Origin of the sequence: Sedimentibacter saalensis, assembly GCF_007830175.1 — a bacterium.
Classification (GTDB): domain Bacteria; phylum Bacillota; class Clostridia; order Tissierellales; family Sedimentibacteraceae; genus Sedimentibacter; species Sedimentibacter saalensis.
This window is the reverse complement of the sequence record NZ_VLKH01000001.1, coordinates 141985-167918: the sequence shown is the minus strand read 5'-3', so window position 1 is coordinate 167918 and position 25934 is coordinate 141985. Positions and strand designations below refer to the sequence as shown.

General features: G+C 37.1%; 22 protein-coding genes and 1 riboswitch. Of the genes, 16 read left to right on the top strand and 6 right to left on the bottom strand.

The window, feature by feature from the left end:
• The first annotated feature begins 14 nt into the window (after nucleotides 1–14).
• The 3 genes from LY60_RS00745 to dnaB are packed head-to-tail and all read left to right on the top strand — an operon-like array spanning nucleotide 15 to nucleotide 3812.
• Nucleotides 15–2024 (top strand): DHH family phosphoesterase, encoded by a 2010-nt coding sequence (locus tag LY60_RS00745; protein WP_145078614.1) that lies wholly within the window; start codon nucleotides 15–17, stop codon nucleotides 2022–2024.
• A complete protein-coding gene (gene rplI / locus LY60_RS00740) occupies nucleotides 2021–2467 on the top strand; it encodes a 50S ribosomal protein L9 (protein WP_145078611.1) in 447 nt (148 codons plus the stop codon). The genes LY60_RS00745 and rplI overlap by 4 nt, the downstream gene beginning before the upstream one ends.
• A 22-nt stretch (nucleotides 2468–2489) precedes the next feature.
• Nucleotides 2490–3812 carry a replicative DNA helicase gene (gene dnaB, locus LY60_RS00735; RefSeq protein WP_145079744.1) on the top strand — a complete coding sequence of 441 codons (1323 nt, stop codon included), beginning with the start codon at nucleotides 2490–2492 and terminating at the stop codon, nucleotides 3810–3812.
• A gap of 194 nt (nucleotides 3813–4006) precedes the next feature.
• Here dnaB and LY60_RS00730 read toward each other — a convergent pair whose 3' ends face one another.
• Nucleotides 4007–5554 carry a DUF3794 and LysM peptidoglycan-binding domain-containing protein gene (locus LY60_RS00730; RefSeq protein WP_145078608.1) on the bottom strand — a complete coding sequence of 516 codons (1548 nt, stop codon included), beginning with the start codon at nucleotides 5552–5554 and terminating at the stop codon, nucleotides 4007–4009.
• A gap of 330 nt (nucleotides 5555–5884) precedes the next feature.
• Here LY60_RS00730 and LY60_RS00725 point away from each other — a divergent pair, with 330 nt between their 5' ends.
• Nucleotides 5885–7489 (top strand): CTP synthase, encoded by a 1605-nt coding sequence (locus tag LY60_RS00725; RefSeq protein ID WP_145078605.1) that lies wholly within the window; start codon nucleotides 5885–5887, stop codon nucleotides 7487–7489.
• A gap of 375 nt (nucleotides 7490–7864) precedes the next feature.
• Here LY60_RS00725 and LY60_RS00720 read toward each other — a convergent pair whose 3' ends face one another.
• On the bottom strand, nucleotides 7865–9052 hold the full coding sequence (locus LY60_RS00720) for an O-antigen ligase family protein (protein WP_145078603.1): 1188 nt from the start codon (nucleotides 9050–9052) through the stop codon (nucleotides 7865–7867).
• A gap of 7 nt (nucleotides 9053–9059) precedes the next feature.
• Complete coding sequence (locus tag LY60_RS00715; protein ID WP_145078600.1) at nucleotides 9060–9950, bottom strand: DMT family transporter; 891 nt, start codon at nucleotides 9948–9950, stop codon at nucleotides 9060–9062.
• A gap of 118 nt (nucleotides 9951–10068) precedes the next feature.
• On the opposite strand from LY60_RS00715, the gene cls reads away from it, so the two are divergent.
• A complete protein-coding gene (gene cls, locus LY60_RS00710) occupies nucleotides 10069–11517 on the top strand; it encodes a cardiolipin synthase (RefSeq protein WP_145078597.1) in 1449 nt (482 codons plus the stop codon).
• A 61-nt stretch (nucleotides 11518–11578) separates the two neighbouring features.
• On the top strand, nucleotides 11579–12469 hold the full coding sequence (locus LY60_RS00705) for a diacylglycerol/lipid kinase family protein (RefSeq protein ID WP_145078594.1): 891 nt from the start codon (nucleotides 11579–11581) through the stop codon (nucleotides 12467–12469).
• On the opposite strand, the gene LY60_RS00700 is transcribed toward LY60_RS00705, so the two are convergent.
• Nucleotides 12470–13162, bottom strand: a complete 693-nt coding sequence (locus tag LY60_RS00700) for a 5'-methylthioadenosine/adenosylhomocysteine nucleosidase (RefSeq protein WP_145078591.1) — start codon at nucleotides 13160–13162, stop codon at nucleotides 12470–12472. It lies immediately after the preceding gene.
• Between the two features lie 181 nt (nucleotides 13163–13343).
• Between LY60_RS00700 and LY60_RS00695 the strand changes: the two genes are divergently transcribed.
• The 6 genes from LY60_RS00695 to LY60_RS00670 all read left to right on the top strand — a co-directional run bounded on the left by LY60_RS00695 (nucleotide 13344) and on the right by LY60_RS00670 (nucleotide 19482).
• Nucleotides 13344–13586: a GIY-YIG nuclease family protein gene (locus tag LY60_RS00695; RefSeq protein WP_040582224.1), complete on the top strand. Its 243-nt coding sequence runs from the start codon at nucleotides 13344–13346 to the stop codon at nucleotides 13584–13586.
• A 67-nt stretch (nucleotides 13587–13653) separates the two neighbouring features.
• Nucleotides 13654–14478, top strand: a complete 825-nt coding sequence (locus tag LY60_RS00690; protein WP_019228753.1) for a DegV family protein — start codon at nucleotides 13654–13656, stop codon at nucleotides 14476–14478.
• Nucleotides 14479–14557: 79 nt separating this feature from the next.
• Entirely contained in the window at nucleotides 14558–15421 is an 864-nt protein-coding gene (locus LY60_RS00685; RefSeq protein ID WP_145078588.1) for a nitroreductase family protein, read from the top strand.
• 70 nt (nucleotides 15422–15491) lie between these two features.
• Complete coding sequence (locus LY60_RS00680; protein ID WP_145078585.1) at nucleotides 15492–16397, top strand: D-2-hydroxyacid dehydrogenase; 906 nt, start codon at nucleotides 15492–15494, stop codon at nucleotides 16395–16397.
• Between the two features lie 16 nt (nucleotides 16398–16413).
• Nucleotides 16414–17436 carry a DmpA family aminopeptidase gene (locus LY60_RS00675; protein WP_145078582.1) on the top strand — a complete coding sequence of 341 codons (1023 nt, stop codon included), beginning with the start codon at nucleotides 16414–16416 and terminating at the stop codon, nucleotides 17434–17436.
• A gap of 123 nt (nucleotides 17437–17559) precedes the next feature.
• The gene (locus LY60_RS00670) at nucleotides 17560–19482 is read left to right on the top strand and encodes an LTA synthase family protein (RefSeq protein ID WP_145078580.1); all 1923 of its coding nucleotides are present in this window, start codon (nucleotides 17560–17562) and stop codon (nucleotides 19480–19482) included.
• A 93-nt stretch (nucleotides 19483–19575) separates the two neighbouring features.
• Here the strand turns inward: LY60_RS00670 and LY60_RS00665 are convergent, their stop codons facing one another.
• Nucleotides 19576–20445 carry a hypothetical protein gene (locus LY60_RS00665; protein WP_145078578.1) on the bottom strand — a complete coding sequence of 290 codons (870 nt, stop codon included), beginning with the start codon at nucleotides 20443–20445 and terminating at the stop codon, nucleotides 19576–19578.
• Nucleotides 20446–20602: 157 nt separating this feature from the next.
• Between LY60_RS00665 and LY60_RS00660 the strand changes: the two genes are divergently transcribed.
• On the top strand, nucleotides 20603–20827 hold the full coding sequence (locus LY60_RS00660; RefSeq protein ID WP_019228747.1) for a glutaredoxin family protein: 225 nt from the start codon (nucleotides 20603–20605) through the stop codon (nucleotides 20825–20827).
• 122 nt (nucleotides 20828–20949) lie between these two features.
• Nucleotides 20950–22017, top strand: coding sequence for a 1-aminocyclopropane-1-carboxylate deaminase/D-cysteine desulfhydrase (locus LY60_RS00655; protein WP_145078575.1), 1068 nt, complete (start codon nucleotides 20950–20952; stop codon nucleotides 22015–22017).
• A gap of 136 nt (nucleotides 22018–22153) precedes the next feature.
• On the opposite strand, the gene LY60_RS00650 is transcribed toward LY60_RS00655, so the two are convergent.
• Nucleotides 22154–22339 carry a DUF1858 domain-containing protein gene (locus LY60_RS00650; protein ID WP_019228745.1) on the bottom strand — a complete coding sequence of 62 codons (186 nt, stop codon included), beginning with the start codon at nucleotides 22337–22339 and terminating at the stop codon, nucleotides 22154–22156.
• A gap of 268 nt (nucleotides 22340–22607) precedes the next feature.
• On the opposite strand from LY60_RS00650, the gene LY60_RS00645 reads away from it, so the two are divergent.
• Together LY60_RS00645 and pflB are read left to right on the top strand one after the other, a co-directional pair.
• On the top strand, nucleotides 22608–23543 hold the full coding sequence (locus LY60_RS00645; protein ID WP_145078573.1) for an AAA family ATPase: 936 nt from the start codon (nucleotides 22608–22610) through the stop codon (nucleotides 23541–23543).
• A gap of 34 nt (nucleotides 23544–23577) precedes the next feature.
• Nucleotides 23578–23658, top strand: a riboswitch (ZMP/ZTP riboswitch).
• A gap of 43 nt (nucleotides 23659–23701) precedes the next feature.
• The gene (gene pflB / locus LY60_RS00640) at nucleotides 23702–25930 is read left to right on the top strand and encodes a formate C-acetyltransferase (RefSeq protein WP_145078570.1); all 2229 of its coding nucleotides are present in this window, start codon (nucleotides 23702–23704) and stop codon (nucleotides 25928–25930) included.
• Nucleotides 25931–25934 lie beyond the last annotated feature (4 nt).

The following is a 25934-nucleotide window of genomic DNA, read 5'->3' as shown; positions in this document are numbered from 1 at the left end:
TATGGAGGTAATGCATGGATAATAAAATGACTCCAAAGTTTTTAAAGGATGACAGCATATTATATTTTATAGTGATTATCTGCTTGATAGCAGTGTTTCTCATAGAAGGAATGTATGTCTATGTGGGATTTGCAGCACTTATTTTGCTTGGAGTGGCTGCTATCACATTGAGGAAACAAGTTGTCAGAGAAAAAGAACTTAAAAATTACATTATAGAATATACAAAAAACATAGAAAACTTATCTGTGAATTCTTTTTATTATTCTCCTTTGCCAATATGCATTATAGGAACGGCAGGAAAGATTTTCTGGTTCAACAGCAAGTTCAAGGAACTTATCGGAGCACTGGCTGACAGCATAGAAAATATTGAAGAGTATGACAGTGATTTTCCTTTGAAGTCAATGGAAGGCAACAAGGAAGGAACAATCAATAATATAGAAATAGATAAATCCGGGAAAAGCTTCAATGTCATGTATTACCAGCTTGAAGAAGGACGGTTCGGTCAGGACATGTCATATGTGTGCTACTGGAATGAAAACACCGCATACACAAGTCTTAAGTCAAGGTACAACGATGAAAGACCTATAGCTGTACTTGTACAAATTGATAATTATGATGAAATATCAGAAAAACTTGACAAGGGCGAAAAATCCGCAATGACTGCAGAGGTTGAAAAGATTCTCAACAGATATGCTTCGGAAATGAACGGTTATGTCCTTAAATATGACACATCCAAGTTTCTCATGATGATAGAAAACAAATTTCTTGACACTCTTGAAGCCAAGAAATTCCCAATGCTTGACGATGTAAAAAATCTTAAGGGAAGCGGAGACTTCAACTTCACCTTAAGCATAGGAGCAGGAGCTCTTGCCAAGAATCTGACGCAGCTTATAGATTATGCCAAGGGGGCACTTGATGTGGCTCTTGGAAGAGGCGGAGATCAGGCAGTTGTCAAGAGAATAAATTCTGTTAAGTTTTACGGCGGAACAAGCAAGGCAGTGGAAAAGAGAACAAAGGTAAAGGCCAGGATTATTTCCTACGCTTTGAGGCAGATAATAGACCAAAGCTCCAATGTGCTGATAATGGGGCACAGGGTCGGAGACATGGACAGTCTTGGTGCTTCCATAGGACTTTACAGCATAGCAAGAAGCAGGGGCAAAAAGGCTAATATTGTATTGAACAAAGTAAACTATGCCTTGAAAAACATGCATGAAAGAATGAAGCATGAGGAAAGCCACTACAAGGAGGCTTTAATAACAACTGAAGCTGCCATGAACATGATTGATCAAAACACTCTTGTTGTTGTTCTTGACACTCACAGGAGAAGCTATACTGAAGCTCCTGAGCTGCTCGGTAAAATTGACAAAATTGTTCTGATAGACCATCACAGAAGAAGTGAAGAATACATTGAAAATACTCTGCTGGATTACATTGAGCCATACGCTTCCTCCACTTGTGAGCTTGTTTCGGAAATAGTGCAGTACATGGATGACCACATAAAGCTAACAAAGTTTGAAGCAGATGCTCTTCTTGCAGGAATTGTTGTGGACACTAATTCTTTCACATTCAAGACAGGAGTGAGAACATTTGAAGCAGCGTCCTTCCTGAGAAGAAACGGTGCAGACACTGCTGATGTCAAGCAGCTTTTCAATGAAAGCCTTGACTCCATGAAGAAAAAGACAGAAATAATCGAAAGATCTGAAATATTGTTTGGTGATGTTGCGGTATCATATATAGACGAACTGTCGGAAGACTCAAATGTAATAGCTGCTCAAAGCGCAGATGAACTTCTGACCATAAAGGATGTCAAATTGAGCTTCGTGCTTGTGAGAAATAAAGATTACATCAACATAAGCGGACGTTCTCAAGGTAATGTGAACGTGCAGGTAATAATGGAATCTCTTGGAGGTGGAGGACACCTGAACATGGCCGGTGCACAGGTACAGACACAGGATATGGAAGAGGCCAAAACAAAGCTCTACGAAGCTATAACCAATTATAAAAAGGAGAGTAAAGACAAATGAAAGTAATATTGTTGGAAGATGTTAAGAATGTAGGAAAAAAAGGAACAATTATAAATGCCAAAGACGGATATGCAAGAAACTTCCTTTTTCCTAAAAATTTAGCCATAGAAGCAAATGATGTAAATTTAAAGAATCTTGAAAATGCAAAAAAACAAAAGGAAGCAAAAGAAAAAGAAATTCTTGAAGAAGCAAAACAACTTGAAGAAAAACTAATGCAGATTACTATTGTCATAAAAACAAAGACAGGCGAAAACGGAAAGCTATTCGGCTCAATAACAACTAAAGAACTTGCCGAAATTCTGGAAAAAGATCATGGCTTTGTGTTTGACAAGAAAAAACTTGAACTTGATGACACTATTAAATCTGTGGGCGAATATTTTGTTAAAGTAAGACTACATCCTACAGTTAATGCCAAGGTAAAGGTAATTGTTACAGAAAAATAAGAGGGTTGACATGTCAGATTTAATGAATTTAGGAAAAATTCCGCCTCACAATTCAGAAGCAGAACAGACTGTGCTTGGTGCTGCGCTCATAGATCACGTTGCTGTTGAAAAAACTGTGGACTTGCTTAACAATGAAGATTTTTATTTTGAAGCAAACAGAGAAATTTTTGACAGCATAAAGCAGGTGCACTCACAGAACATTCCTGTGGATGCGCTGACTGTAACTGAAGAATTGAAAAAAAGAGGAAAAATTGAATATGTGGGCGGTTTTGAGTACCTGGCGAGACTTACCGAAAATATAATAACTTCAAAAAACGTGGAAGCGTATTGCAACATCATTAAGGAAAAATCTACTCTAAGAAAACTCATAAGCGCTTCAAGTGAAATAATTGAAAAGGGATTCAAGGAAAGTGACGACGTACAAAAAATAATTGAACTAGCAGAGTCAAGAATTTTTTCCATATCTCAAAATCGTGGTGTCAATTCATTTTCCCAGATCAAGGATGTTCTCATGAATGTCTTCAACCAGCTTGAAGAAAGAGCCATGAACAAGGGAAGCCTCACAGGAATCACAACAGGCTATGACGATCTGGACAGAATGACATCTGGTCTTCAAAGGTCTGATTTGATTTTACTGGCCGCCAGACCTTCCATGGGAAAGACAGCCCTGGCGCTTAACATTGCCATGAACGCCGTAAAATCCGGTGCTTCTGTTGCATTGTTCAGTCTTGAAATGTCCAAAGAACAATATGTACAGAGAATCATAAGCATGGAATCAATGGTTGAGAGCACAAAACTCAGGTCAGGCAATCTTGATGATGATGACTGGAGCAGGCTGATTTCAGTTATGAGCACTATTTCAAACTACAATGTGTTCATAGACGACACGGCTTCTGTTTCATTGTTTGAAGTAATGTCAAAGTGCAGAAGACTTAAAATAGAGTCGGGACTTGACATGGTAATAGTGGACTACCTCCAGCTCATGACTGACGGAGGAAGAAGCGGAGACAACAGGCAGCAGGAAATTTCAAATATTTCAAGAGGACTGAAGGCAATGGCCAGAGAACTTAACTGCCCGGTAATTGCTTTGTCGCAGCTTTCCCGTGCACCTGAACTCAGAAACGACCACAGGCCTATAATGTCTGACTTGAGAGAGTCAGGAGCCATAGAGCAGGACGCCGATGTTGTAATGATGCTTTACAGAGATGAATATTATTTGAAGGAAGAATCCGAGAAGAAAGGCATCACAGACGTAATCATTACAAAGCAAAGAAACGGCCCGGTTGGAACAGTGGAGCTTGCCTGGATAGGACAGTACACGAAGTTCGGCAACATTCAGAAATAACCTTTTTCAATAATGTAGGGGAGGACCTCGTGTCCTCCCGGAGATAACGAAATTATTGAATTAATAACACGGGCGGGCAGTAACCCGCCCCTACGGTCAATGAAAGCCGAATATTCGTCATATAAACAAAATCCGTTCGGCTGAACGGATTTTTTCGTTTAATTCTTAACTCTTAACTCTTAATTTTTAATTCTCTAAACTTTTCTTGCAATTATAATCTTTGTTCCCGGTGTCAGTGCATTGTCTGCAGGGATGTCGTTTAGTTCCTTGAGATAATTGATTGAAAGATTGTAATTTTTGGCTATTTCCCACACTGTTTCACCGGGTTGAACAACTCTGAAAAGCAAACTTGGCATTTTGCTGTGATCAACTGCCCCTGTTTCAACAATGTTGCTGATAATCTCTATTTCTTCATTGTCTTTTAATTTCATTCCAACGTTGATGTCGCAGTTTACTATTACGGAATTGCTTCCTTTTCTGTAAGCTCCGCACTTGCTGATTTTTACTGTGGAGTCTATAATGCTTTGTGCTTCCCCTTCATTGAGGTCAACCGATGCTGTAAATGGCATTGAACCGTAGGCCTTGTCGATTTTGTTGATGTCAGAGTTCAAATAAAGAATGTTTACATCCAAAAATCCATCAACTACATATTTGTCATCATACATTCTTTTTTCAGAAACTTTTGGACTTATATCAACTGTGTAAATGTCTTTTACTGTTCCTGAAACAACATCAAGGTTATTTTCATATTTGAGTGTCTTGTTTGTAATATCCTTCAATGAACTTAAGTTTACCTTTGCAGACGTAAGATCAAGAAGTGATTCAGTTGAATAACAGTCAGTTATTATGTTTTTTTCAACAGTATCATACAATGTTGCATTGATGGTGAAAGGAAGGTTGAACTCAATCATCCTTTTTTCATTGTCATAATTTTCTGCTGCTGCATATGTCATTTCATTTAAAACAATATTTATGTCCTTGAGCATATGGTCATTGGAATTTTTCACTTCCAGGTAGTGGGTGAACGGAAATTCCTCAGAAATGTATCCAGTGGAATTTAAGCTGTTGTCTTCTGCATAGAGGAAACCAACTTTGCAGATTCCTTCAACCAGCATTTTTTCGTCCATTGTTTCAACGTTTGTTATGTATGCATCTGATTCTACCTTCAATATTCTTGCAATTTCATCGGAGTTCTTGTTGAGTTCAACTGCATCATCAATGCTTGCTTCCTCGGAAATTTCGTTTATAACGTCTGTGTACCTGATGTTTTTGGTCTTTGCTTGAAAGCTTCCGTCTGACTCAAGGTTTGAAACAAAGTCCACCGGATGCTTGCTTATTACATCTGTTTCCAATATTATTACTGACTTAACCATGTAATTTCTTTCTGTGATGGGTTCGGCATCAATGTAATCGATGTATGCGTTTACTTGTACATTCATGAGGTCTGTACCGCCGGGTACTGCAAATTCTGCTGAAAACGGAACCTTGTCTGACATGGAACATGCTGTTACTTCTTCATCAGGTGAGCGGTATATGATGTTGTACACCAATTCTCCGTTTACCGTAACCGTTCCATTGTTAACCGTTGCATTGGTTATTTTAATTTTTCCCTCTGTTGATATTATTTTTTCTATATCAGGCAGGTTATCGGCAACGGTAAATTCGTTCTCTAATAATACTTCATTGGAGCTTGAATCGATGACTTCATTAATATTAAAAGTATCGCTGAATAATTTAAACAATATTAAATCCTCCTTTAGTTTACAGTATTTCAGTATTCTTTTATAAATGTATATGCCGCTTAATTTTCAGTTAGTACAACTTACATACAATAAAAATAAAAAATTTTAAAAAAACATTGACCTTTTTATTCTTTTAATATAAAATTGTTTAGTAAATATCTGATTTATTTGTTTTAGATTAATGATTTATGTGATGTGCGAAATTAATAATTAAAATATAGCAGAGACTAAAAAAAAAACCCCTTTTTTGGTCTCTGTTTTTATTTTTGTCAGTTTGCAATACTAATTTAATTAATTTATTAAGCAGAAATTGGAGTATAGGAGGAGAAAATGCCAAAATACATTTTTATCACAGGAGGAGTTGTTTCTTCCCTTGGAAAGGGGATAACAGCAGCATCGCTTGGAAGACTTTTAAAAGCCAGAGGGCTGAGAGTAACATTGCAGAAATTTGATCCATATTTGAATGTAGATCCGGGAACCATGAGCCCATACCAGCATGGGGAAGTATATGTTACAGATGACGGAGCAGAAACAGATTTAGACCTGGGTCATTATGAGAGAATAGTGGATGTTGATTTGACAAAGTACAGCAGCATCACATCGGGTAAAATTTACTGGTCCGTACTTAACAAGGAAAGAAAAGGAGATTATCTCGGTGGAACTGTCCAGGTAATTCCTCACATCACAAATGAAATCAAGTGTATGCTTACACGAATATCAACTGTAAGTGATGTAGATGTGGTCATAACGGAAATAGGCGGTACTGTAGGAGACATAGAAAGCCTTCCGTTTTTGGAGGCAATACGCCAAATGCGTTATGAAGTGGGAAGAGAAAATGTAATGTACATACATGTGACACTCTTGCCTTACTTGAGCAAGGCCGGGGAGCTTAAGACAAAGCCAACTCAGCACAGCGTAAAGGAACTCTTGAGCATTGGTATTCAGCCGGACATGCTTGTGTGCAGGACAGAAAAAGAATTAACAGGAGATTTGAAATCCAAGATTGCATTGTTCTGCAATGTAGACAAACAAAATGTTATTCAAAATACAGATGCAGATTCACTTTATGAAATCCCTCTTTTGCTGGAAAAGGAAGGCCTGGCAAATTTAGTTTGCAAGCACTTCGATCTTTGCTGCAGTAAGGAGCCTGATCTTTCAGAGTGGAAAGACATGGTGAAGAGGTCCAAGAACCACGTTCATAATGTAAAAATAGCTCTGGTGGGAAAATATGTAGAATTAAGAGATGCGTATTTATCAGTTGCAGAGGCATTGAGGCATGCAGGAATTGACAACTCGGCAGAAGTTGAAATTTCATGGATTCATTCTGAAATAGTGAATGAGGAAAACTATGAGGAAATATTGAAGGGTCATGATGGAATTCTTGTTCCGGGCGGTTTTGGTGACAGAGGCATAGAAGGAAAAATTCTTGCTGCAAGGTATGCACGTGAAAACAAAAAACCATTTTTGGGAATATGCCTTGGAATGCAAATGGCTGTGGTTGAATTTGCAAGAAACGTATTGGGATACGCGGGAGCAGACAGCACAGAATTCAGTCCTGAAACAAATTATCCTATGATTGACATTATGGAAAGCCAGAAGGATATTGAAAACAAGGGCGGTACCATGAGGCTTGGAACATATCCATGCAAGCTTGTGGAAGGGACAAAAGCAAAGGAAGCATATGACGGTGCTGACATAATCCATGAAAGACACAGGCACAGATATGAATTCAACAACAGCTTCAGGCAAGTGTGCGAAGAAAACGGGCTCATAATTTCCGGTGCTTCTCCTGACAACAAGCTTGTTGAAATAGTTGAGCTTAAAGACCATCCGTGGTATGTGGCAGCTCAGTTCCATCCGGAATTCAAGTCAAGACCTACAAGAAGTCATCCGTTGTTCAAACACCTGATTAAGGCAGCAATAGAAAACAAGTAATTAAAATTAAGAATGAAGAGTTAAGGAATAAAATTAAGAGTTAAGAGTTAAGAATTAAGAATTAAATGAAAAAATCCGTTCAGCTGAACGGATTTTTGTTATATGCTTAGAAATCAGCTTCTAATGATCGTAGGGGCGGGTCTTGTGGACGTCACTGAAAAAGTCTTTCCTGTCATCCTGAACGACAGTGAAGGATCTCATCTTTGTTGAAAACATGAGATTCTTCGGCTATGCCTCAGAATGACAGTGAATAAATGTATAGTTTTTCAGTGGACTCGTCTTGTGCCCGCCCGCGGGAGGACACGAGGTCCTCCCCTACAATTTGTAGATTTAAGGAATCTGATTTGTTGATTGAATCAACGGATTTTAAATTTTTTACTTAAAATTCTTCATTCTTAACTCTTCATTCTTAATTGCCTTTAAAGTTCCTGCGTACATGGACATTATCAACAAGATCTGTGGGGTCAGGAGCACAGAATCCACCAGACCGTGTATGAGTGCCATTGATAGTATAATAAATGCTGTTATCCAAATTTGATTGTCTTGTGCTGTTTTTATGTTCTTGATTATTGTAGCTGCTGATTTAAATATAATAAATAAAAAAATTCCAAATCCAATAATTCCGGTTTCAGTTAATGACTGTATATATATGTTGTGGCAGTGCTCTATATTTGTTTTAACAACAGTTGAATATGCAGAAATGTGTTTGAACAATGTCCCAAAGCCTATTCCGGTAAGGGGATTATCCTTAATTATTTGAATGCATGCTTTCCATATTTCAATCCTGTAAAGAAAAGAGCTGTCACTTGCAGCGCTTGATGGATTTAATCTTCCGATTCCAAACACATAGTCCATACCAAACATAACAGCCGAAACTATTGCTGCATATTTAAGATATTTTTTATTAAATATGCTTGCAATTAAAAGGGATGCTATGAGAGAAATCCATGATGTTCTTGAAAAAGTAAGGAACAAGCAACTAATCCCCGTTAAAAATACAGCCAGTGACAAATTTATTTTTTTGAAATCAAGATTTCCGCATGCTGAAATTATTAGTAGATTGATGTAAAAACCGAATATGTTGGGATTAAAAAATGTTGAATAAATTCTTTTGTTCAATTTGAACTGATTTGCATCCACCCATTTTCCCGGAATTGAAAATCCGGGGTTGAAATATTGTATTATTCCAATGAAAAATGCAATTATTGAAACAATATATATTATTTTCTTAAGCTTAACAGCCTCTTCTTCACTCATGGATTCAAAGAACATGTAGTATGAAAACAAGCAAAGAATATAAATTATTGCATAAACAAATGATATTGCTTTAAATTGAGAAAAAAGTACGCCCATGAATATGTATACTTTTAACATCTTGAATTCGTAGTCCCTTGAAATAAAGAACATGTCTTTGTTTGACCAATGGGCAACAAAAACTGCTGCAACTGTAACATATGCAGCAGGAATGAATGCAACAGATAAAATCAACGTTATATAAGGAATGGAGCCTATCTTGACAGATGCCCCGGAGTTAAGTTTGCTGTTTAAAATTTCGTAGTCCATAAAAACCTCAATTGTTATTAATTCCCGATTCTTTATTTTGTGTAATTATGTAATAAAAAATACCCGTTATAATTATTATTCCTCCAGCCAGTGTGTATACTGAAGGTATTTCTCTGAATATGATCAAAGCAAGTATACTTGCAAATATAGGCTCGCTCAAGGTGGATACTGATATGAGAGTAGAGGAAAAATATTTGACAAGGTAATTGTACACCGTGTGACCAAGTATGGAGCAGAAAAATGCCAGAGCAAAAAACAGTGCAAATTCTCTTACAGGGTACGGGTAGACAGGAGTGCTGCTTAAAAAACACATTGCAAACAAAACGACAGCCGAGACAGAATACACTATGAACACATATGTGCCGGCGCTTAAATTTTTCCTTACAATTCCACCTATAACCAAGTAACCAGCAACAAAAATTGCTCCTAAGAAAGCAAGGATGTTGCCTGTCATCATGCTAGTCTGAGTGCTGCCTGCAGAACCCATGGCAATGATTGCTGTTCCTGTCAGAGACATTGCTATTCCAATTACCATCCTGCCGGAAGGCTTTTCCTTAAGGAAAAAAAAGTTTGCAAGAGCAACAAACATGGGGCTGCATGCCACCAATACAGTTGAGTTAGCAATGGTGGTCATTTTAATGGAAGATATCCAGGACGCATAATGAAGGGCAAGGAAAATACCGCTTAAAATGCAAAGAATAAAATCTTTTTTGCGTATTTCCTGAAACTCTTTCCTGCTTTTAATCATGACAGGAAACAATAACATCATGCATGTAAACAGCATGCGGTAGGCCGATATGACCAAAGCCGGAGCAGTTGAATATCTTATTATTATTGATGACAGGGAAGTAAAAAAAGTTCCTGCCAGAATCCAGTATTTAGAAGGTGATTTTTCCATATGTGCCTGCCTTTCGTATAGATAATATTAGCATAAGAGCATTATTATTTCAATACAGGAACAAAAAGAATAATAAACAATATATATGTAATAATAAAGTATTGACAAGGAGGCAGTCATGTTAAATATTTTCAGTTCTATTTCAATAATTTATTTTATAAACATCGCTATGGCTGTCGTTGTGATTTTTCTTGAAAGGAAGGACCCTACAGCAACGCTGGCCTGGGTGCTTGTCTTACTCATATTTCCCGGATTCGGATTTTTGCTCTATCTCATGCTTTCTCAAAACTTCAGCAGGAAAAAACTTTTTGCAATGAAAATATACACCAGGAAAACATTCGGTGATTACATCAAGGTTCAGCAGGAACTGTTCAGTTCGGGTAAACTGGTGTTAAATGACAAAAATGCTGAACGTTTCAAGGACTTAATTAAGATGAACCTTTTTTTTCATGGTTTTTCATACACTCAAAACAATGATGTAACAATATATACTGATGGTCAGGAAAAGTTCTACGAACTTTTCGGATTGCTGGAAAAAGCACAGCACCACATCCACATTGAATATTACATCATTAAAAATGATGGTTTAGGAAACAAACTTTTTGAAATTTTAAAGAAAAAAGCAGCCGAAGGAGTTGAAGTGAGGCTTTTGTTTGATTCTGTAGGAGGAAGACATGTGCCTAAGGAAAAAATCAAGGAAATGACTTCTTCAGGAGTAAAAGTTGCAGTGTTTTTTGAAAGTCGCTTTCCGTTTTTTAACTTTAAGATAAATTACAGAAACCACAGGAAAATTGTTGTAATAGACGGTAATACAGCTTTTATAGGAGGATTCAACATAGGTGATGAATACCTGGGTTTGAATAAGAAAATCGGATACTGGCGGGATACACATTTGAAAATAACAGGAGATGCAGTCATTGATCTTCAGACACGATTTTTTCTGGACTGGGGCCATGCATCCAAGGAAGAAGACCTCATATTTTTGCCCAAATATTTTCCTGACAGCAACAACTCAGGTGCAGTGGGCATACAAATTATAAGCAGCGGTCCGGATACACCAGACCAGACAATAAAAAGCAGCTATGTTAAAATGATCAATTCAGCAAAGGAAAGCATTTTAATCCAGACACCCTACTTCATACCTGATGCCAGCGTGTTTGAATCCATTAAAATTGCTGCCATGTCAGGAGTGGATGTGAAAATAATGATTCCCTGCAAGCCTGACCATCCATTTGTTTACTGGGCGACATACTGGTATTGCGGAGGGCTCTTAAAATACGGAGTGAAGGTTTATACCTATGAATATGGTTTTCTTCATGCCAAGACAATTGTGATAGACAAAGTGGTTTCTTCTGCAGGGACGGCCAACTTTGATATGAGGAGCTTCAAACTGAATTTCGAAAGCAATGCATTGATTTATGACCAGAAAATTTCAGGCAATCTCTATGATATTTTCATGGAGGATTTAAATTATTCCATGGAGCTCACAAGAGAGCTTTATCTTGAAAGAGGGGTTATTATCAGGATGAAGGAATCAATTTGCAGACTTCTGGCTCCACTTTTATGATTTAGATTGAAAAATTTTCATTAATTGATATAATTATGTATCATATGAATACGGAGATAAAATGAAAAAATACTTTGTAATATATAACCCATCATCAGGTAAGGAACTGGCTCCGCAAAAAATATTTCATGCTGCGGAATCCATAATGGAAATTGAAGATACTGAATTTACATTTTTTGCAACAAAGAAAAAGGGAGACGGTGAAGCTGCTGCCATAAGGGGATGCCAAGAAGGATTTGACATGATAATTTCCTGCGGAGGTGATGGTACAGTCCATGAAGTTGTAAACGGCATGATGAAATGTCCAGAAAGACCAAATCTTGCAATTCTTCCTGCTGGAACAGTTAACGATTTCGCTGAACAGCTGAAAATGCCAAAGGCTTATGCTAATTTTGCATCACTTTTATTAAAGAAAAAGTTTATTTCCATAGATGTTGGGAAAATAAATGATGATTATTTTGTAAATGTTGTGGGCGGAGGGGCATTTACCAGTATACCACACAACGTCACAGTTGAAGCTAAGACAATACTGGGAAAATACGCATATTATTTCAAGGCTGCTGTGCAGGTTCCGGAAGAACTTGAAAGCTCACACAACATAACATATGAAATTGACGGAAATCAATACAAGTTCAGCACGCTGCTTTTTCTTGTTGTAAATTCGTCTGGAGCTGGAGGATTCAAATATTTGTGTCCCGATGCTAAAATAAACGACGGTCTCCTTGATTTGGTTATTTTCGAAAAAACAAATAATGCTGACCTCCTTCAAATATTTACGAAGGTTTTTAACGGTCAGCACATTAAGCACCCCAAGGTTCATTACTACCAGGGGAAAAATATTAAAATTATTTCTGACAAGGATTTGTCAGTGGATGCCGACGGAGATTTCGGGGGATACGCACCACTTGAAATATCTTCTGTCCACAATGCCATTGAACTTCTGGTTCCTTAATTAAACAGTTTTTAAAAAATTGTTTATGAGATTTATTGATTTTTTCGCTGCTACTTGGACAAAGGCAGGAAAATCCATGTGAGCTGAGCCGTCTGCTTTGTCGGAGATGGCTCTTATTATGCAGAAATCCACATTGTTCAGATAACACACATGTCCTATGGCAGCACCTTCCATTTCTGCGCAAAGAGCCTTGAAGTTTTCAACAATGTAATCTTTTTTTGATGCACTGCAAATGAACTGGTCTCCGGAAGCAATTGTACCTACAAATACTTTTGTGTTTTCAATTTTTTTTGCACTTGCTTCTATTTTTTCAACCAGCATTTCAGGGCATGGTATTTCAATAAGATCAATTCCGGAAATAAGCCCAATTGGGTCGCCTACTCCTGAAGTGTCAAAGTCGTGCTGAACAACCTTGTTTGAAACAACAAGATCTCCTATGTCAAGAGATGCGCTTAGACTTCCTGCAACTCCTGTGTTTATGATTGCTGCAGGATTATATTTAAGTATCATGGTCTGAGTACACACTGCAGCATGTACCTTGCCTATTCCGCATTTTGCAACAACAACATCTTTTCCTTGAAGTGTTCCTTCGTAATACACTATACCGCTTATTGTGTCTTTTTTTATGTTCTCCATGGATTCAATCAGTTCTGCAACTTCAACATCCATGGCTCCAATTATTCCTATTTTCATATTAACCTCCACTGTATAAGGTTATTTTAATATAGCAAAATCTAAATGTCAATTTAAACAATTGATTTATCATCGCATAACAAGTTAAAATAATCTATATAAATTTTCTGGACATAAAATGCTGAATTTTTTATAAAAATATGTTAAAATGATTTTATCTGAAAATAATAAAGGTGAAAATATGCATTACATATATATCGTGCAGTGCTGTGACGGAACATTGTACACGGGGTATACAAACAACCTGGAGAAAAGAATCAAAGCCCACAACGAGAACAAGGGGGCAAAGTACACAAGGGGCAGAAATCCCGTAGAGCTCAAGTATTTTGAAGAATATCAGTGCAAGGGTGATGCTCTTAAAAGAGAAGCACAGATAAAAAAACTGACGAGGCCTAAAAAGCAACTGCTTTTCCATAATATTTAAAAATTCAATTGAATAGGTTGTTGAATTTTGTTATAATTGTATATAAAATTTATGAGGAGTGATCTGTATGAAGAAAAATTTAATTGTCGACAGTTGTGTTGATTTTAACGATTATACGGAAGATATTGAAAGGGTTCCCTTTAGAATACTTATAGAAAATGAAGAGATAGTTGATGAAAATCTGGATATTAATGAACTTATCCGCAAAATGAAAAACAGTACTTCTCAGATAAAAACAGCATGTGCTCCTCCGGAAGAATTTATCAATAAACTCAAGGACCATACTGACAATTTTATAGTAACAATATCAAGCCAATTAAGCGGTTCATACAACAGCGCTATGGTTGCTGTTGATTCATTCAGGGAAAAATTTCCCGAGAGTTTTGTCCATGTTATTGATTCAAAATCTGCAGCAGCAGGGGAAACAATGATTGCCATGAAAGTGAAGCAGCTTATTGAAGAAAATATCAATACTGCAGAAATAATTGAGCAGACAAACAAATATATTTCAAAATTGAAAACATTTTTTATACTTGAGTCCCTGGACAATCTTGCAAAAAACGGCAGAATAACAAACTTCAAGGCAATGCTTGCAAACATTATGCACATAGTTCCCATAATGGGAGAAGACGGCAACGGAAAAATTGAGCTCAAGGAAAAAGTAAGAGGAAAGAAAAAAGCTTTTGAGAGACTGGTGGACATGATAGCCGAATACAATGTGGATTTTGAAAACACTGTTCTTGGCATAACTCATGTTGATTGTCTGGAAAAAGCAGAAAAATTAAGAGACCAGATAATGGCAAGATATCCTTTCAAGGATGTAAAAATTTTCAAGTCGTCAGGATTGAGCACTGTCTATGCAGATGACGGAGGAATTGTAATTGCATTTTAAATAGTAAATTTTAAATTACTATGTTAATTTATTCTAAATGTGGGTATATATAAAATATAACTTACATGGAGGTAATAAAATGAATTACAAGGATACTATCGCATCTATAAAATCAATCAGAGATTACAAGAAAGAAGAAGTCAGTCTTCAGAAATTAGACCAGTTGAAAGATTATTTTGACAAAGGGAAAAGATTGTTTGAAGACATTAATATAGAAGTTTTATTAAAGAATAAAAATGAAGTTTATGATAATCTTAAAAATAGCGCAGGCTATAACGACCGGATGATTGAAGCTCCGCACTATATGATCATCCTTTCCGAAGAAAAAGATCATTATATAGAAAATACTGGCTATGCAGCAGAAGACATAATGCTCAAGGCATGGGAACTTGGTATTGGCTCATGCTGGATTACATTTAAGGATGGAGAAGATCTTAAAAAGAAACTTAACATCCAATCCGACAAAAAAGTAACTGCACTTATATCACTGGGATTTGACGACAATAAGAATAAAGTGATTTATGAAACAGTGTATGAACACAACCCTACAAAGACTGAAGTTAAAATAATAGAAGACAATGTTTCAGACAGGCTTGGCATCAGAGACGTTGTGTTCATGAAAAAGTGGGGAGAAAATGCAGACCCGGATGAGCTGGCAAATATGGGACTGCTTGAAGCTTTTGTAAGCGCAAGAAGGGCTCCTTCCACAAAGAACAGACAGCCGTGGAGATTCATAGTTGACGACGGAACAATAGTGCTGGCATTGAGGTCTGATTCATACGCAGACAACTATGAGGAAAAAATTGATACAGGTGTTATAATGCTTTATTTTGAGGCAATAATAGACAGTACATTGTTTGATATGAAATGGAAATTAGGAAAGACTGAAAAAAATTATGAAGTTCCGGCTGATTACGAAATTGTTGGATACTGCATCAGTTAATACAACAAAAAGGCGCTGAGGCGCCTTTTGTTTTATATTTGACAATAAATCATAAATATGGGAGAATAATATGAATATAATAATTGATAAGCATTATTTGGAATATGCAAGGAAGACGTATCCTGATATAAAATTTTTCGAAGAAATTGACCAGTGCCCTGAAGCAGAAGCTCTCATAGGGGAGCCTCACAACTTCAAGCCTGAAATTCTTGATAAAATGCCTAACTTAAGATGGATTCAATCATTCAGGGCAGGCTATGACAACATAGACATGGAGTATCTGAAAAAGAGAAAAATAACATTTACTAACGGAAGAGATATTTTCTCAGTGCCCATAGCAGAGGAGGTAGTGTTGAGAATTCTCATGCACAACGCCAATGCACTTAAATATATTGATAATCAGAAACAACACAAGTGGGAAAGATTTAAAAGAACAGAGCTCATGGGGCAGACCATAGGTATCATAGGCACCGGCTCCATTGCAACTGAAATTGCAAAAAGACTGCAGGGCTTTGGAGTGAAAGTTTTAGGTTTTAAGAGGACACCGGTTCTCGCTATGGCATATTTTGATGAAATATATTCAGGAAAAAAAGGTCTTGAACATGTAATGGCTAACAGCGATTACATTGTTGTGACAGTGGACTTAAATAAGGACACATACCACATGATCAACAAGGATAACATAAATCTCATGAAGAACAGCGCTTCCTTAATAAACATAGCAAGGGGAAGCATTATCAATGAGAAAGACTTAGCTGAAGCATTGAAAAACAATGTAATCAGCTATGCTTCAATGGATGTTTTCGAAACAGAGCCTCTAGAAGAAAACAATGAATTGTGGGATATGAAAAATGTATATTTAACTCCACACACGTCTGGAATTGTAAAGAACAACAAGACAAGGTGGGAGAAGCTCATTAAAATCAACATACAAAATTTTGTTGACAATGAAGCGCTTATAAATGTAATCAAATAAAATTTCGGAGGAACAAATGGGTTTAGACAAAGATTTTGGCATTGCCATAGGGTCTTTAAAAAAAGGCAAAAGAAACCTCATTACTGATGTAAAGGGTGTGAAGGTCGGACATGTGACATTGAACGACGGAAACATAAAGACAGGAGTGACGGCAGTGCTTCCTCATGAAGGGAATATTTTCAAGGAAAAAGTGATGGCATCTTCATGTGTGATTAATGGTTTTGGAAAAAGCATGGGCATACTTCAGATTGAAGAACTTGGAACCATTGAAACACCAATAATCATGACAAACACCCTCAGCGTTGGAACTGCAGCCACAGGACTTGTTAAATATATGCTGGAACAAAATGAAGACATAGGCTCAACTACGGGAACCGTAAACTGTGTTGTTACAGAATGCAACGACGGAAGACTCAACGACATAAGAGGCCTTCATGTGAAGGAAGAACACGTTTTAGAAGCAATTAAAAACGCTTCAGAAGATTTTGAAGAAGGAGCCGTAGGTTCCGGAACAGGAATGGTGTGTTACAGTATTAAGGGAGGAATTGGTTCCTCTTCAAGAATTGTAGAACTTGACAACAAGGAATACACCCTGGGTGCCATAGTTATGTCAAACTTCGGCTCATTGAAGGATTTGATCATAGGCGGCGACAAAGCAGGAGAAAGAATTTATAACAACCAGCAGCAAGAAAAAGACAAAGGCTCCATCATTATGATTATTGCAACAGACATTCCATTAAGTGAAAGACAGCTTAAGAGAGTTTCAAAAAGAGCAGTTATAGGTCTTGGAAGAACAGGATCTTATCTGGGAAACGGAAGCGGTGACATATGCATATCATTTACAACAGCTAACATACTAAAGCACTATTCAGACACAAACATTGTAAGCATGAAAATGCTTGATGATGAAGCAATCGACCAGGTGTTCAGAGCTGCTGCCGAGGCTGTTGAAGAATCAATAATTAGTTCAATGTATCACGCTGAAACAACAGTGGGAATCAATGGAAACACAAGAGAATCACTGAGAGACTTATTGTAAAATATGCTGCTCTGACTCAATAATCACGAAATAGTCGGAGCAGCAACTAAAAAATAACCAGAAAGAAGTATAATCTTGAATGATCATTTGAAAAAAATAGCGCGAATATTGTTTTTTCCTGCAATGATTGTCTATTTTGAAACAATTCTTAAAATCTCATCATATGACAATGTTTTTAATGCAGGCTATGTTTTTATGTGCCTTTTTTCTCTGCCAGCAGGTATTGTTTTTTTCATAGCAACATCAGCATTCAGTGAAAAATGGAACAAAATCATCTACGTTGCAGTTACATCTATCCTCACATTTTATTATGCAGCACAGATGACTTATTTTAAAATATTTTCAACATTTGCAAGCCTTTACTTTTTCATAGGAGCTGGGAAGGCTGCTCAATTTATGGACGTTCTTGAAGATGCAGTGCTTAGAAATATTCACATGTTAATCCTTATGCTCATACCTTCAGCATTGTCTTTAATATTTGTTAAAAAAATGAAGTTCCCGAAAAATAATTCAAGAAACATAAAGTTTTCTGCTGCAGCAGCCTTATGCCTGCAGATTTTTGTTGTAATGCTTGTTTTATCTTCTGACAAGGGAATGTTAAGTTCCTCATATCTTTACAGGGAAACATTTTTGGTGGTGGATTCTATTGACCGTTTTGGCCTTCTTACAACAGGAAGGCTTGATATTCAGAATATTCTGAAAAATTCAGAGGTTTTCGCCAGCGAATCCGAACCGGTAGTGAAAAAAGAAGTACCTGATGAGACAAATTCAGAGGAAAAAAATCCAATTGTTGAAGATGAGGCGGAAGCTGAATACAACGTCATGGATATTGATTTTGCAGAATTAGCCTCCGTTGAAGGCAACAAGGAAATCAGAGCAATGCATGAATATTTCGGTAACTTAAAGCCCACTGAAAAAAATAAATACACAGGAATGTTCAAGGGTAAAAATTTAATAATGATAACTGCCGAAGGTTTTTCTCCATATGCAGTGGATGAGAAGCTTACTCCCACCCTGTACAAAATGCAGCAGGAAGGTTTCAGATTCACTGACTTTTACACTCCTCTGTGGGGAGTGAGCACCTCTGACGGAGAGTATGTGGCATGCACAAGCCTTCTGCCTAAGGAAGGAATATGGAGCTTTTATAAGTCCTCCGAAAATTACATGCCTTTTGCCATGGGAAATCAGCTTAAAAATATAGGCTATACTGCAAATGCCTATCACGACCATTATTTTGACTACTATTTCAGAAACTTGTCTCATCCAAATCTTGGATATGAGTACAAGGGCCTTGGAAACGGACTTGATGTAACTGAAACATGGCCTGAGTCAGACATTGAGATGATGGAGCTTACAATTCCCGAATATATAGACAATCAGCCGTTTCACACATACTATATGACTGTGAGCGGACATTTACAGTACACATTTTCAGGAAATTTCATAGCAAGCAAGAACCGTGCACTTGTGGAAGATCTTCCTTATTCTGAAAGGGTTAAGGCTTACATTGCCTGCAACATTGAGCTTGACAGAGCAATGGAAAAATTGATAAAAAGTCTTGAAGCAAAAGGAATAGCTGATGACACTCTCATTGCCATAAGCCCGGATCATTATCCATACGGTCTTGAAAAATCAGAAATAAGCGAGCTGGCGGGACATGAAATAAGTTCTGAGTTTGATCTGTATAAGGGAATTTTTATCCTTTGGTCTGAAGGAATGGAGCCAGTAGAAATAAACAAGACATGTTCAAGTCTGGACATCATACCAACATTGTCCAACCTCATGGGTGTTGAATATGACTCAAGGCTTCTTATGGGAAGCGATATATTGTCCGATTCTCAGCCTCTTGTAATGTTTTCTGACAGAAGCTGGGTAACTGATAAGGTATATTTTGATGCAAAGACGGGAATCTCAGCTGTGAAGGAAGGTCAAAACATAAATGATTCTTATGTGGAAGAAATATCTTCCAAGGTAAAAGATAAGTTTAAATATGCAGCGAAAATTCTGGACGATGATTATTACAGCATAGTTCTAGGAAATAAATAAATTTCAAAACTGTTATGTATTCAAATTTTGAATTCTGTAAATTGTAGGGGCGGACCTTGTGTCCGCCCGTGTTAATCAATAGTTTTGTTATAATTATGTATTAATCACTCTGAGGCTGTAAGAACAGCTAGATGGGCATTGTGTGTACTCTGAGTTGTTTATGCAGTTTGAATTCAGCTTGTTTCTAAGCATGGTTCCAGACTCTTTATTAAAATCACTTCTGAGTTTAACCATGTATCCTATGCGTCTTGTTTCTGAAGGCTGAAGTGTTCCCACATCCCATTTAATAACAGTCTTTCCATTGAACTTGTAGACATTTCTTGGTTCTAAGTTGCATGAATCAGCAACAAACTCAAGCCCGTCGTCTAAAATGCTCCTTATGTATACGCTTCTTGCAACATCATATTGTCCTGTGCAGCAGTGGACATAAAACTTTGTGGTTTCTCCGGGCTTTATGTTTTCTTCCTGGCACATAACTTTCATTTCATAATCGTGAGCAGATGATGAAGCACTGCAGGAATCAACATTTTCTCCTTCTATTAAATGGGCAAAGAAGTTTATTTTTTCTTTATGAGGTATTTTATCACCGGAATTTTCAACGCTACCTGTAGTATATCTGTCGCAGAGAGCAACATTAAATGAGAGGACATTTGTTGAACCGGGGGATAAAATGAAGTTATTAGCAAAAATTATACAATTGTTATTTCCAAGCAGGGCGTTGGGCTCAACCACAATTAACTTGCTTTTTAAGGATTCATCCGGTCCTTCCAGGCTGAAGTTTTTCAGGTATCTTATTCCGTTTCCTAATGTTGAGCTGAAGGAGCAAATTTTAGAATTTTCACCGGTGTTCGAAAATTTGATTTTAATATTGTAAATGCCTGATGGAACAAATGAACTGTCAGGAATACCTGCTCCTTTCAGTATTTTGTCCGGAGCATCTATAGAAATAGTACATTCTTTCATTTAATCATTCCTTTCATATATAATGCGCATAGTTTATTTTATTCCGCAGAGTTCATTTTGTGAAAAAATTATAATTAAATTATGGAGTTTTGGCATAATTTATGTTAAAATTACTTACAATTAATAGTGATAAAATTACAAAATACAGGAGGCTAGTATGAAAAATATAAAAATTTATTCAAGCAATACATGTTCTAATTGTACTGCTGCAAAGGAATACTTGAAAGAAAAAGGATATGAGTACGAGGAAAAAAATGTTTCAACAGACCAGGCTGCTAAAAAAGAGCTCATTTCCATGGGATACATGGGTGTTCCTGTAATTATGATTGATGAAGATGTTGTTGTGGGATTCAACAAGAGCAAGTTGGACGAATTGTTATAACAATCATTATGGAAGGGTATGCCTAGCGCTGCCCTCAGTTTTTATGAATCAGGAAAGCCTTTTTATATAAAACGAGTGTTCGGCCTTAACTTTAGGGAAGCGCGGCAATTTTAGGAGGATATATGAAGCTGGAAAATATGGAAAAGATAACTACGGGTTTTTACAACACACCAATTCACAAGCTTGAAAACTTAAGCAAAAAATACGGCATTAATATATACATCAAGAGAGATGACCTTACGGGATATGCAACAGGAGGAAACAAGCTTAGAAAGTTAGACTACTTGTTAAAGGATGCCTTGGACAAGGAGTGCACAGTCCTTCTTACATACGGAGGACAGCAGACGAACCACGGCAGGCTTACTGCAGCTGTGGCAGCCAGATTCGGTCTCAAATGCGGAATTATAATGGATGGACCTGCCCCAAAGAAAGCATCAGGAAACCTGATTCTTGACAAGATGATGGGCGCTGATTTGTTTTTTATGGACGACACAAGTTTTAAGGATGAGAAGCCGGACGTAAAGGCAGATAAATACAAGCAGCTTGTGGACAAAACTACTGCTGAAGTAGTTAAGATGTATGAGGATCAGGGTGAAAAAGTATACATGATTCCCATAGGGGGAAGTTCTCCCTTAGGAGCAGCAGGATATGTCATGGCAGCAAAGGAAATAAAAGACCAGCTTGAAGAAATGAAAGTAAAAATAGATTATGTATTCACTGGATTTGGTTCAGTGGGAACATACGGCGGATTGTACCTTGGTGCAAAATATTTTAATGCCGGCTTTGAACCAATAGGAATAAGCATATCTCACAAAAATGAAGAGGAACTGCAGGAAAAAATTAATTACATACAAGAAACAAGCGATTATCTTGAACTGGGAATAGATGTTTCAAGAGACGACTTGTGGATTGAAGAAGGGTATGTTGGAATATCCTACAACATTCCGGATCCAGTAACAAGAAAATACATGTATATGATGGCAAGAGAAGAAGCAATAATTCTTGATGCATGCTACACTGGAAAAGTTTTCAGAGGAATGATAGAAATGATTCAGGAGGGAAAAATATCCAAGGATAAAAATGTAATGCTTCTGCACACAGGAGGAATACCGGGAATATTTTCAGACAGCCATTCTCAAGCCATGCAGGAAGAACTATGGGGAGAAGATCAAAAAGAATTTAAACTTTAAAATGATCAATTAACAAAAATTTACATACTAGCAATCTGAAATGTGTAAATAATAGTATCATAAGCAAACATGAAACAGCTGTTTAATTGATTGCTTTTCAAATAAAAAACCGGCTTTTTGAAGCCGGTTTTTGCATCTATTTATTTAATGCAGCCAGTAAATGATCAAGATTCATGCCATGAACAGCTGCAGCTTCTTCTAATGTTTCCATTTGAGCTCCAGGACATCCAACGCATCCCATTCCGTGAGCCATTAATATTTCAGCAGCTTCAGGTCTTGCATTTATTACTTCGCGGATTACCATGTCTTTTGTAATAGCCATTGCAATTTCCTCCTTTAGTTAGTACATACTTTATATCATTATACATTAGGTTATAAATATATTCAACAAAATAATTTTTAAGAACAATGTAAATATTTTGTTAAATCATGCAAAGTGCCAAAAAAATTAGCAACGTATTCCTGTTTTGAGAAGCTAAAAACTGTTTGAATAGACAATTGATGTATGATATAATTTAAAAAGTTATGAAGCTGATATACTGTTTAGGTTGACATATGACTATGAACAGATATACAAAGGAGAAACTAATATGCATTGCGAATATAATGAAAAGATCAGTTACATGAAAGAATGTATTCAGAAAAAGAATAAGTTGAAGGGACTTTTAAAACAGACAGAGCAGGACATGATCAGAGAAAAGCTGCTGTTGAACAAACTTGCAAGCGACATTGAAAAGCAAAATCAGGATGTTTTAAAAATTGAATCGACTAATACAACTTCATTATTTTACGCCATATTAGGAGACAAGGAAGAAGATCAGACAAAGGAAAGACAGGAACTGTTGAAAGCCAGGCTCAGATATGACCAGTGCATACATAATGTTGAGTACCTTGCTGAAGAATCAAAAAGGCTTGTTGACGAAATAGCTGAAATAGATGGTTGTGAAGCTGACTATGAAGAACTTATAAACAAAAAGCTTGAAAAAATACACATTGAAGCAAAAGAAACAGGAGAAGAGATTAAGAAGCTCATAAAACGCAAGGAAGGCATGAAAGCAAACATCAAGGAAATTGATGAGGCGATTGCTTCCGGAGAAGAAGCCTTGAATTCTGTGGAAAATACAATCTACAAACTTGAAAGAGCAGAAGGTTGGGGTACAGATGTTAAAGGACGCACTATGAGATCTGCTTCAGAAAACATAAGTCCAGTTGATGAGGCTAGAAATTACGCTGAAGAATCTCAGAGAATGCTCAGTCGTTTCAAAAAAGAAATTTCTGACATTATAATGATTACAGGATCTGAAATTTCTGTGACTTCATTTGATACTTTTGCTGATTATTTTTTTGATGGACTCATTTATGACTGGGTAGTGCTGTCTGACATAGGTAAGTCACTTGATACTGTAAAGAACATAAAAAATCAGACAGATAAGGCTATGTCTAAGCTGTATGAGGAAAAAGTAACTGAAGAATTCATGATAAACCAAATAGAAGAACAAATAAACCGCATCATAGAAAATGCATAAAAATATTGACAAGAAAAATAAATTAATGTAATATGAGTTATCACATGACTGGCGGAATTGTGGGTCACCACGAGGGAGTGTGAAAATTTAAAAGTCGACCGCCTGGGCTGCGTCCAGGTGGTTTTTTTGTATTCCTGGACAATTTCTTAGGAGGAACAATGAAAGAAGCATGGAAAAGTTTTAAAGGTGGCAACTGGACAAAGGAAATTGATGTAAGGGATTTTATACAGAAAAACTATAAGCCCTATGAAGGAAACGAAGATTTTTTAAGCATGCCAACTGAAAGAACAAGAAACTTGTTCCAAAAGGCATCTGCTCTCATGAAGGAAGAGCTTCAAAAGGGAGTTCTTGATATTGACACTGAACACATTTCAGGAATTGATAATTTTGCTCCAGGATATCTGGATAAACAAAATGAAATTATTGTAGGATTTCAGACAGATGCTCCTTTAAAAAGGATGCTTAATCCATTTGGAGGAATAAGGATGGTTGAGCAGTCCCTGGAAGCTTACGGTTACACTGCACCTCAGGAACTATTGGATGTATTCCACAAGTACAGAAAAACTCACAATCAAGGAGTATTTGATGCATACACTCCTGAAATTAAAAATGCAAGAAGCGTGGGGCTTTTAACAGGTCTACCCGATGCATACGGAAGAGGTAGGATAATCGGTGATTTCAGAAGAGTTGCCCTTTACGGAACAGATATTTTAATAGAAAAGAAAAAAGAAGAATATAGTAATATAACCTTGCCCATGAATGAAGAAAATATAAGGGCAAGAGAAGAAATTATGGAACAAATAAGAGCTCTGAAACAAATGAAGTCAATGGCCGCAAAATACGGCTCAGACATATCAAGACCCTCTGAAAATGCAAAGGAAGCTGTACAGGCTGTGTATTTTGGATATCTTGCAGGAGTAAAGGAAAACAATGGAGCAGCTATGTCTCTGGGAAGAGTGAGCACGTTTCTTGACATTTACATTGAAAGAGATGTTTGTGAAGGAACATTATGTGAAACAGAGGCTCAGGAAATCATAGACCAGTTTGTGCTTAAATTGAGAATGGTAAGACATTTGAGGACTCCTGAATACAATGAACTGTTTGCAGGAGACCCTAACTGGGTGACAGAATCCCTTGGAGGAATGGGTCTTGACGGAAGGACACTGGTTTCAAAGACAACTTTCAGATTTCTTCACACATTAACTAATTTGTCATCGGCTCCCGAACCTAACATGACGGTTCTTTGGTCAAACAATTTACCGGAAGGGTTTAAAAAGTACTGCACAAAAATGTCCATTGAAACATCTGCCATTCAATATGAAAATGACGATATAATGCGTACAATGCACGGAGATGATTACGGCATAGCATGCTGCGTTTCAGCTATGAGGATTGGAAAGGACATGCAGTTTTTCGGAGCGAGATGCAACCTTGCAAAATCTCTTTTGATGTCCATAAACGGTGGCATTGATGAAAAAAGTAAAATAAAGGTCATTGACAACATTAAAAAAATCGATTCAGAAATTTTAAATTATGAAGAAGTTCTGGAAAGCTACAAAAAAGTCATGGAATATGTTGCAGAACTTTATGTAAACACAATGAACATAATCCATTACATGCATGACAAATACGCCTATGAAGCAGGCCTCATGGCTCTTCACGACTATAATGTTGGAAGGCTTATGGCATTTGGAGTGGCAGGTCTTTCCATAGTTGCAGATTCTCTGAGCGCAATAAAGTATGCACAGGTTAAACCAATCAGAGATGAAGACGGAACAGCTGTTGACTTTAAAATTGAAGGGGATTTCCCCATGTACGGCAATGACGATGACAGAGTTGACATTATTGCAGAAGAAATACTGGAATTTTTCTCAAAAGAGCTTAAGAAGCACCAGACATACAGAAACGCTCACCACACACTTTCGGTTCTTACAATCACTTCAAACGTTGTGTATGGAAAGAAAACAGGAGCCACTCCTGACGGAAGAAAATCAGGGGAGCCATTTGCTCCGGGAGCAAATCCAATGAACGGAAGAGATAAAAGCGGCATACTTGCATCTCTAAATTCAGTGGCAAAATTAAAGTACAAAAATGTGTGCGAAGATGGAATATCAAACACATTCACGGTTGTTCCCGAAACTCTGGGAAAACTTGAAAGGCACAGAATAGACAACCTTGCAAACATACTGGATGGATATTTTGTACAAGATGCTCATCACATAAACGTTAATGTCATGAACCGCCACACATTGTACGATGCAATGGAAAATCCGGACAAATATCCAAATCTTACAATACGTGTTTCCGGATATGCTGTTAACTTCAACAGGCTCACAAGAGAACAGCAGATGGATGTTATAGGCAGGACGTTCCACGACAGGATGTGATGAA

What these genes read in the sequence shown, in the direction of transcription:
- LY60_RS00745 (WP_145078614.1), top strand. Translation starts at nt 15, where the DNA reads ATGGATAATAAAATGACTCCAAAGTTTTTAAAGGATGACAGCATATTA.
- rplI (WP_145078611.1), top strand. Translation starts at nt 2,021, where the DNA reads ATGAAAGTAATATTGTTGGAAGATGTTAAGAATGTAGGAAAAAAAGGA.
- dnaB (WP_145079744.1), top strand. Translation starts at nt 2,490, where the DNA reads ATGAATTTAGGAAAAATTCCGCCTCACAATTCAGAAGCAGAACAGACT.
- LY60_RS00725 (WP_145078605.1), top strand. Translation starts at nt 5,885, where the DNA reads ATGCCAAAATACATTTTTATCACAGGAGGAGTTGTTTCTTCCCTTGGA.
- LY60_RS00720 (WP_145078603.1), bottom strand. Translation starts at nt 9,052, where the DNA reads ATGGACTACGAAATTTTAAACAGCAAACTTAACTCCGGGGCATCTGTC.
- LY60_RS00715 (WP_145078600.1), bottom strand. Translation starts at nt 9,950, where the DNA reads ATGGAAAAATCACCTTCTAAATACTGGATTCTGGCAGGAACTTTTTTT.
- cls (WP_145078597.1), top strand. Translation starts at nt 10,069, where the DNA reads ATGTTAAATATTTTCAGTTCTATTTCAATAATTTATTTTATAAACATC.
- LY60_RS00705 (WP_145078594.1), top strand. Translation starts at nt 11,579, where the DNA reads ATGAAAAAATACTTTGTAATATATAACCCATCATCAGGTAAGGAACTG.
- LY60_RS00700 (WP_145078591.1), bottom strand. Translation starts at nt 13,162, where the DNA reads ATGAAAATAGGAATAATTGGAGCCATGGATGTTGAAGTTGCAGAACTG.
- LY60_RS00695 (WP_040582224.1), top strand. Translation starts at nt 13,344, where the DNA reads ATGCATTACATATATATCGTGCAGTGCTGTGACGGAACATTGTACACG.
- LY60_RS00690 (WP_019228753.1), top strand. Translation starts at nt 13,654, where the DNA reads ATGAAGAAAAATTTAATTGTCGACAGTTGTGTTGATTTTAACGATTAT.
- LY60_RS00685 (WP_145078588.1), top strand. Translation starts at nt 14,558, where the DNA reads ATGAATTACAAGGATACTATCGCATCTATAAAATCAATCAGAGATTAC.
- LY60_RS00680 (WP_145078585.1), top strand. Translation starts at nt 15,492, where the DNA reads ATGAATATAATAATTGATAAGCATTATTTGGAATATGCAAGGAAGACG.
- LY60_RS00675 (WP_145078582.1), top strand. Translation starts at nt 16,414, where the DNA reads ATGGGTTTAGACAAAGATTTTGGCATTGCCATAGGGTCTTTAAAAAAA.
- LY60_RS00670 (WP_145078580.1), top strand. Translation starts at nt 17,560, where the DNA reads ATGATTGTCTATTTTGAAACAATTCTTAAAATCTCATCATATGACAAT.
- LY60_RS00665 (WP_145078578.1), bottom strand. Translation starts at nt 20,445, where the DNA reads ATGAAAGAATGTACTATTTCTATAGATGCTCCGGACAAAATACTGAAA.
- LY60_RS00660 (WP_019228747.1), top strand. Translation starts at nt 20,603, where the DNA reads ATGAAAAATATAAAAATTTATTCAAGCAATACATGTTCTAATTGTACT.
- LY60_RS00655 (WP_145078575.1), top strand. Translation starts at nt 20,950, where the DNA reads ATGAAGCTGGAAAATATGGAAAAGATAACTACGGGTTTTTACAACACA.
- LY60_RS00650 (WP_019228745.1), bottom strand. Translation starts at nt 22,339, where the DNA reads ATGGCTATTACAAAAGACATGGTAATCCGCGAAGTAATAAATGCAAGA.
- LY60_RS00645 (WP_145078573.1), top strand. Translation starts at nt 22,608, where the DNA reads ATGCATTGCGAATATAATGAAAAGATCAGTTACATGAAAGAATGTATT.
- pflB (WP_145078570.1), top strand. Translation starts at nt 23,702, where the DNA reads ATGAAAGAAGCATGGAAAAGTTTTAAAGGTGGCAACTGGACAAAGGAA.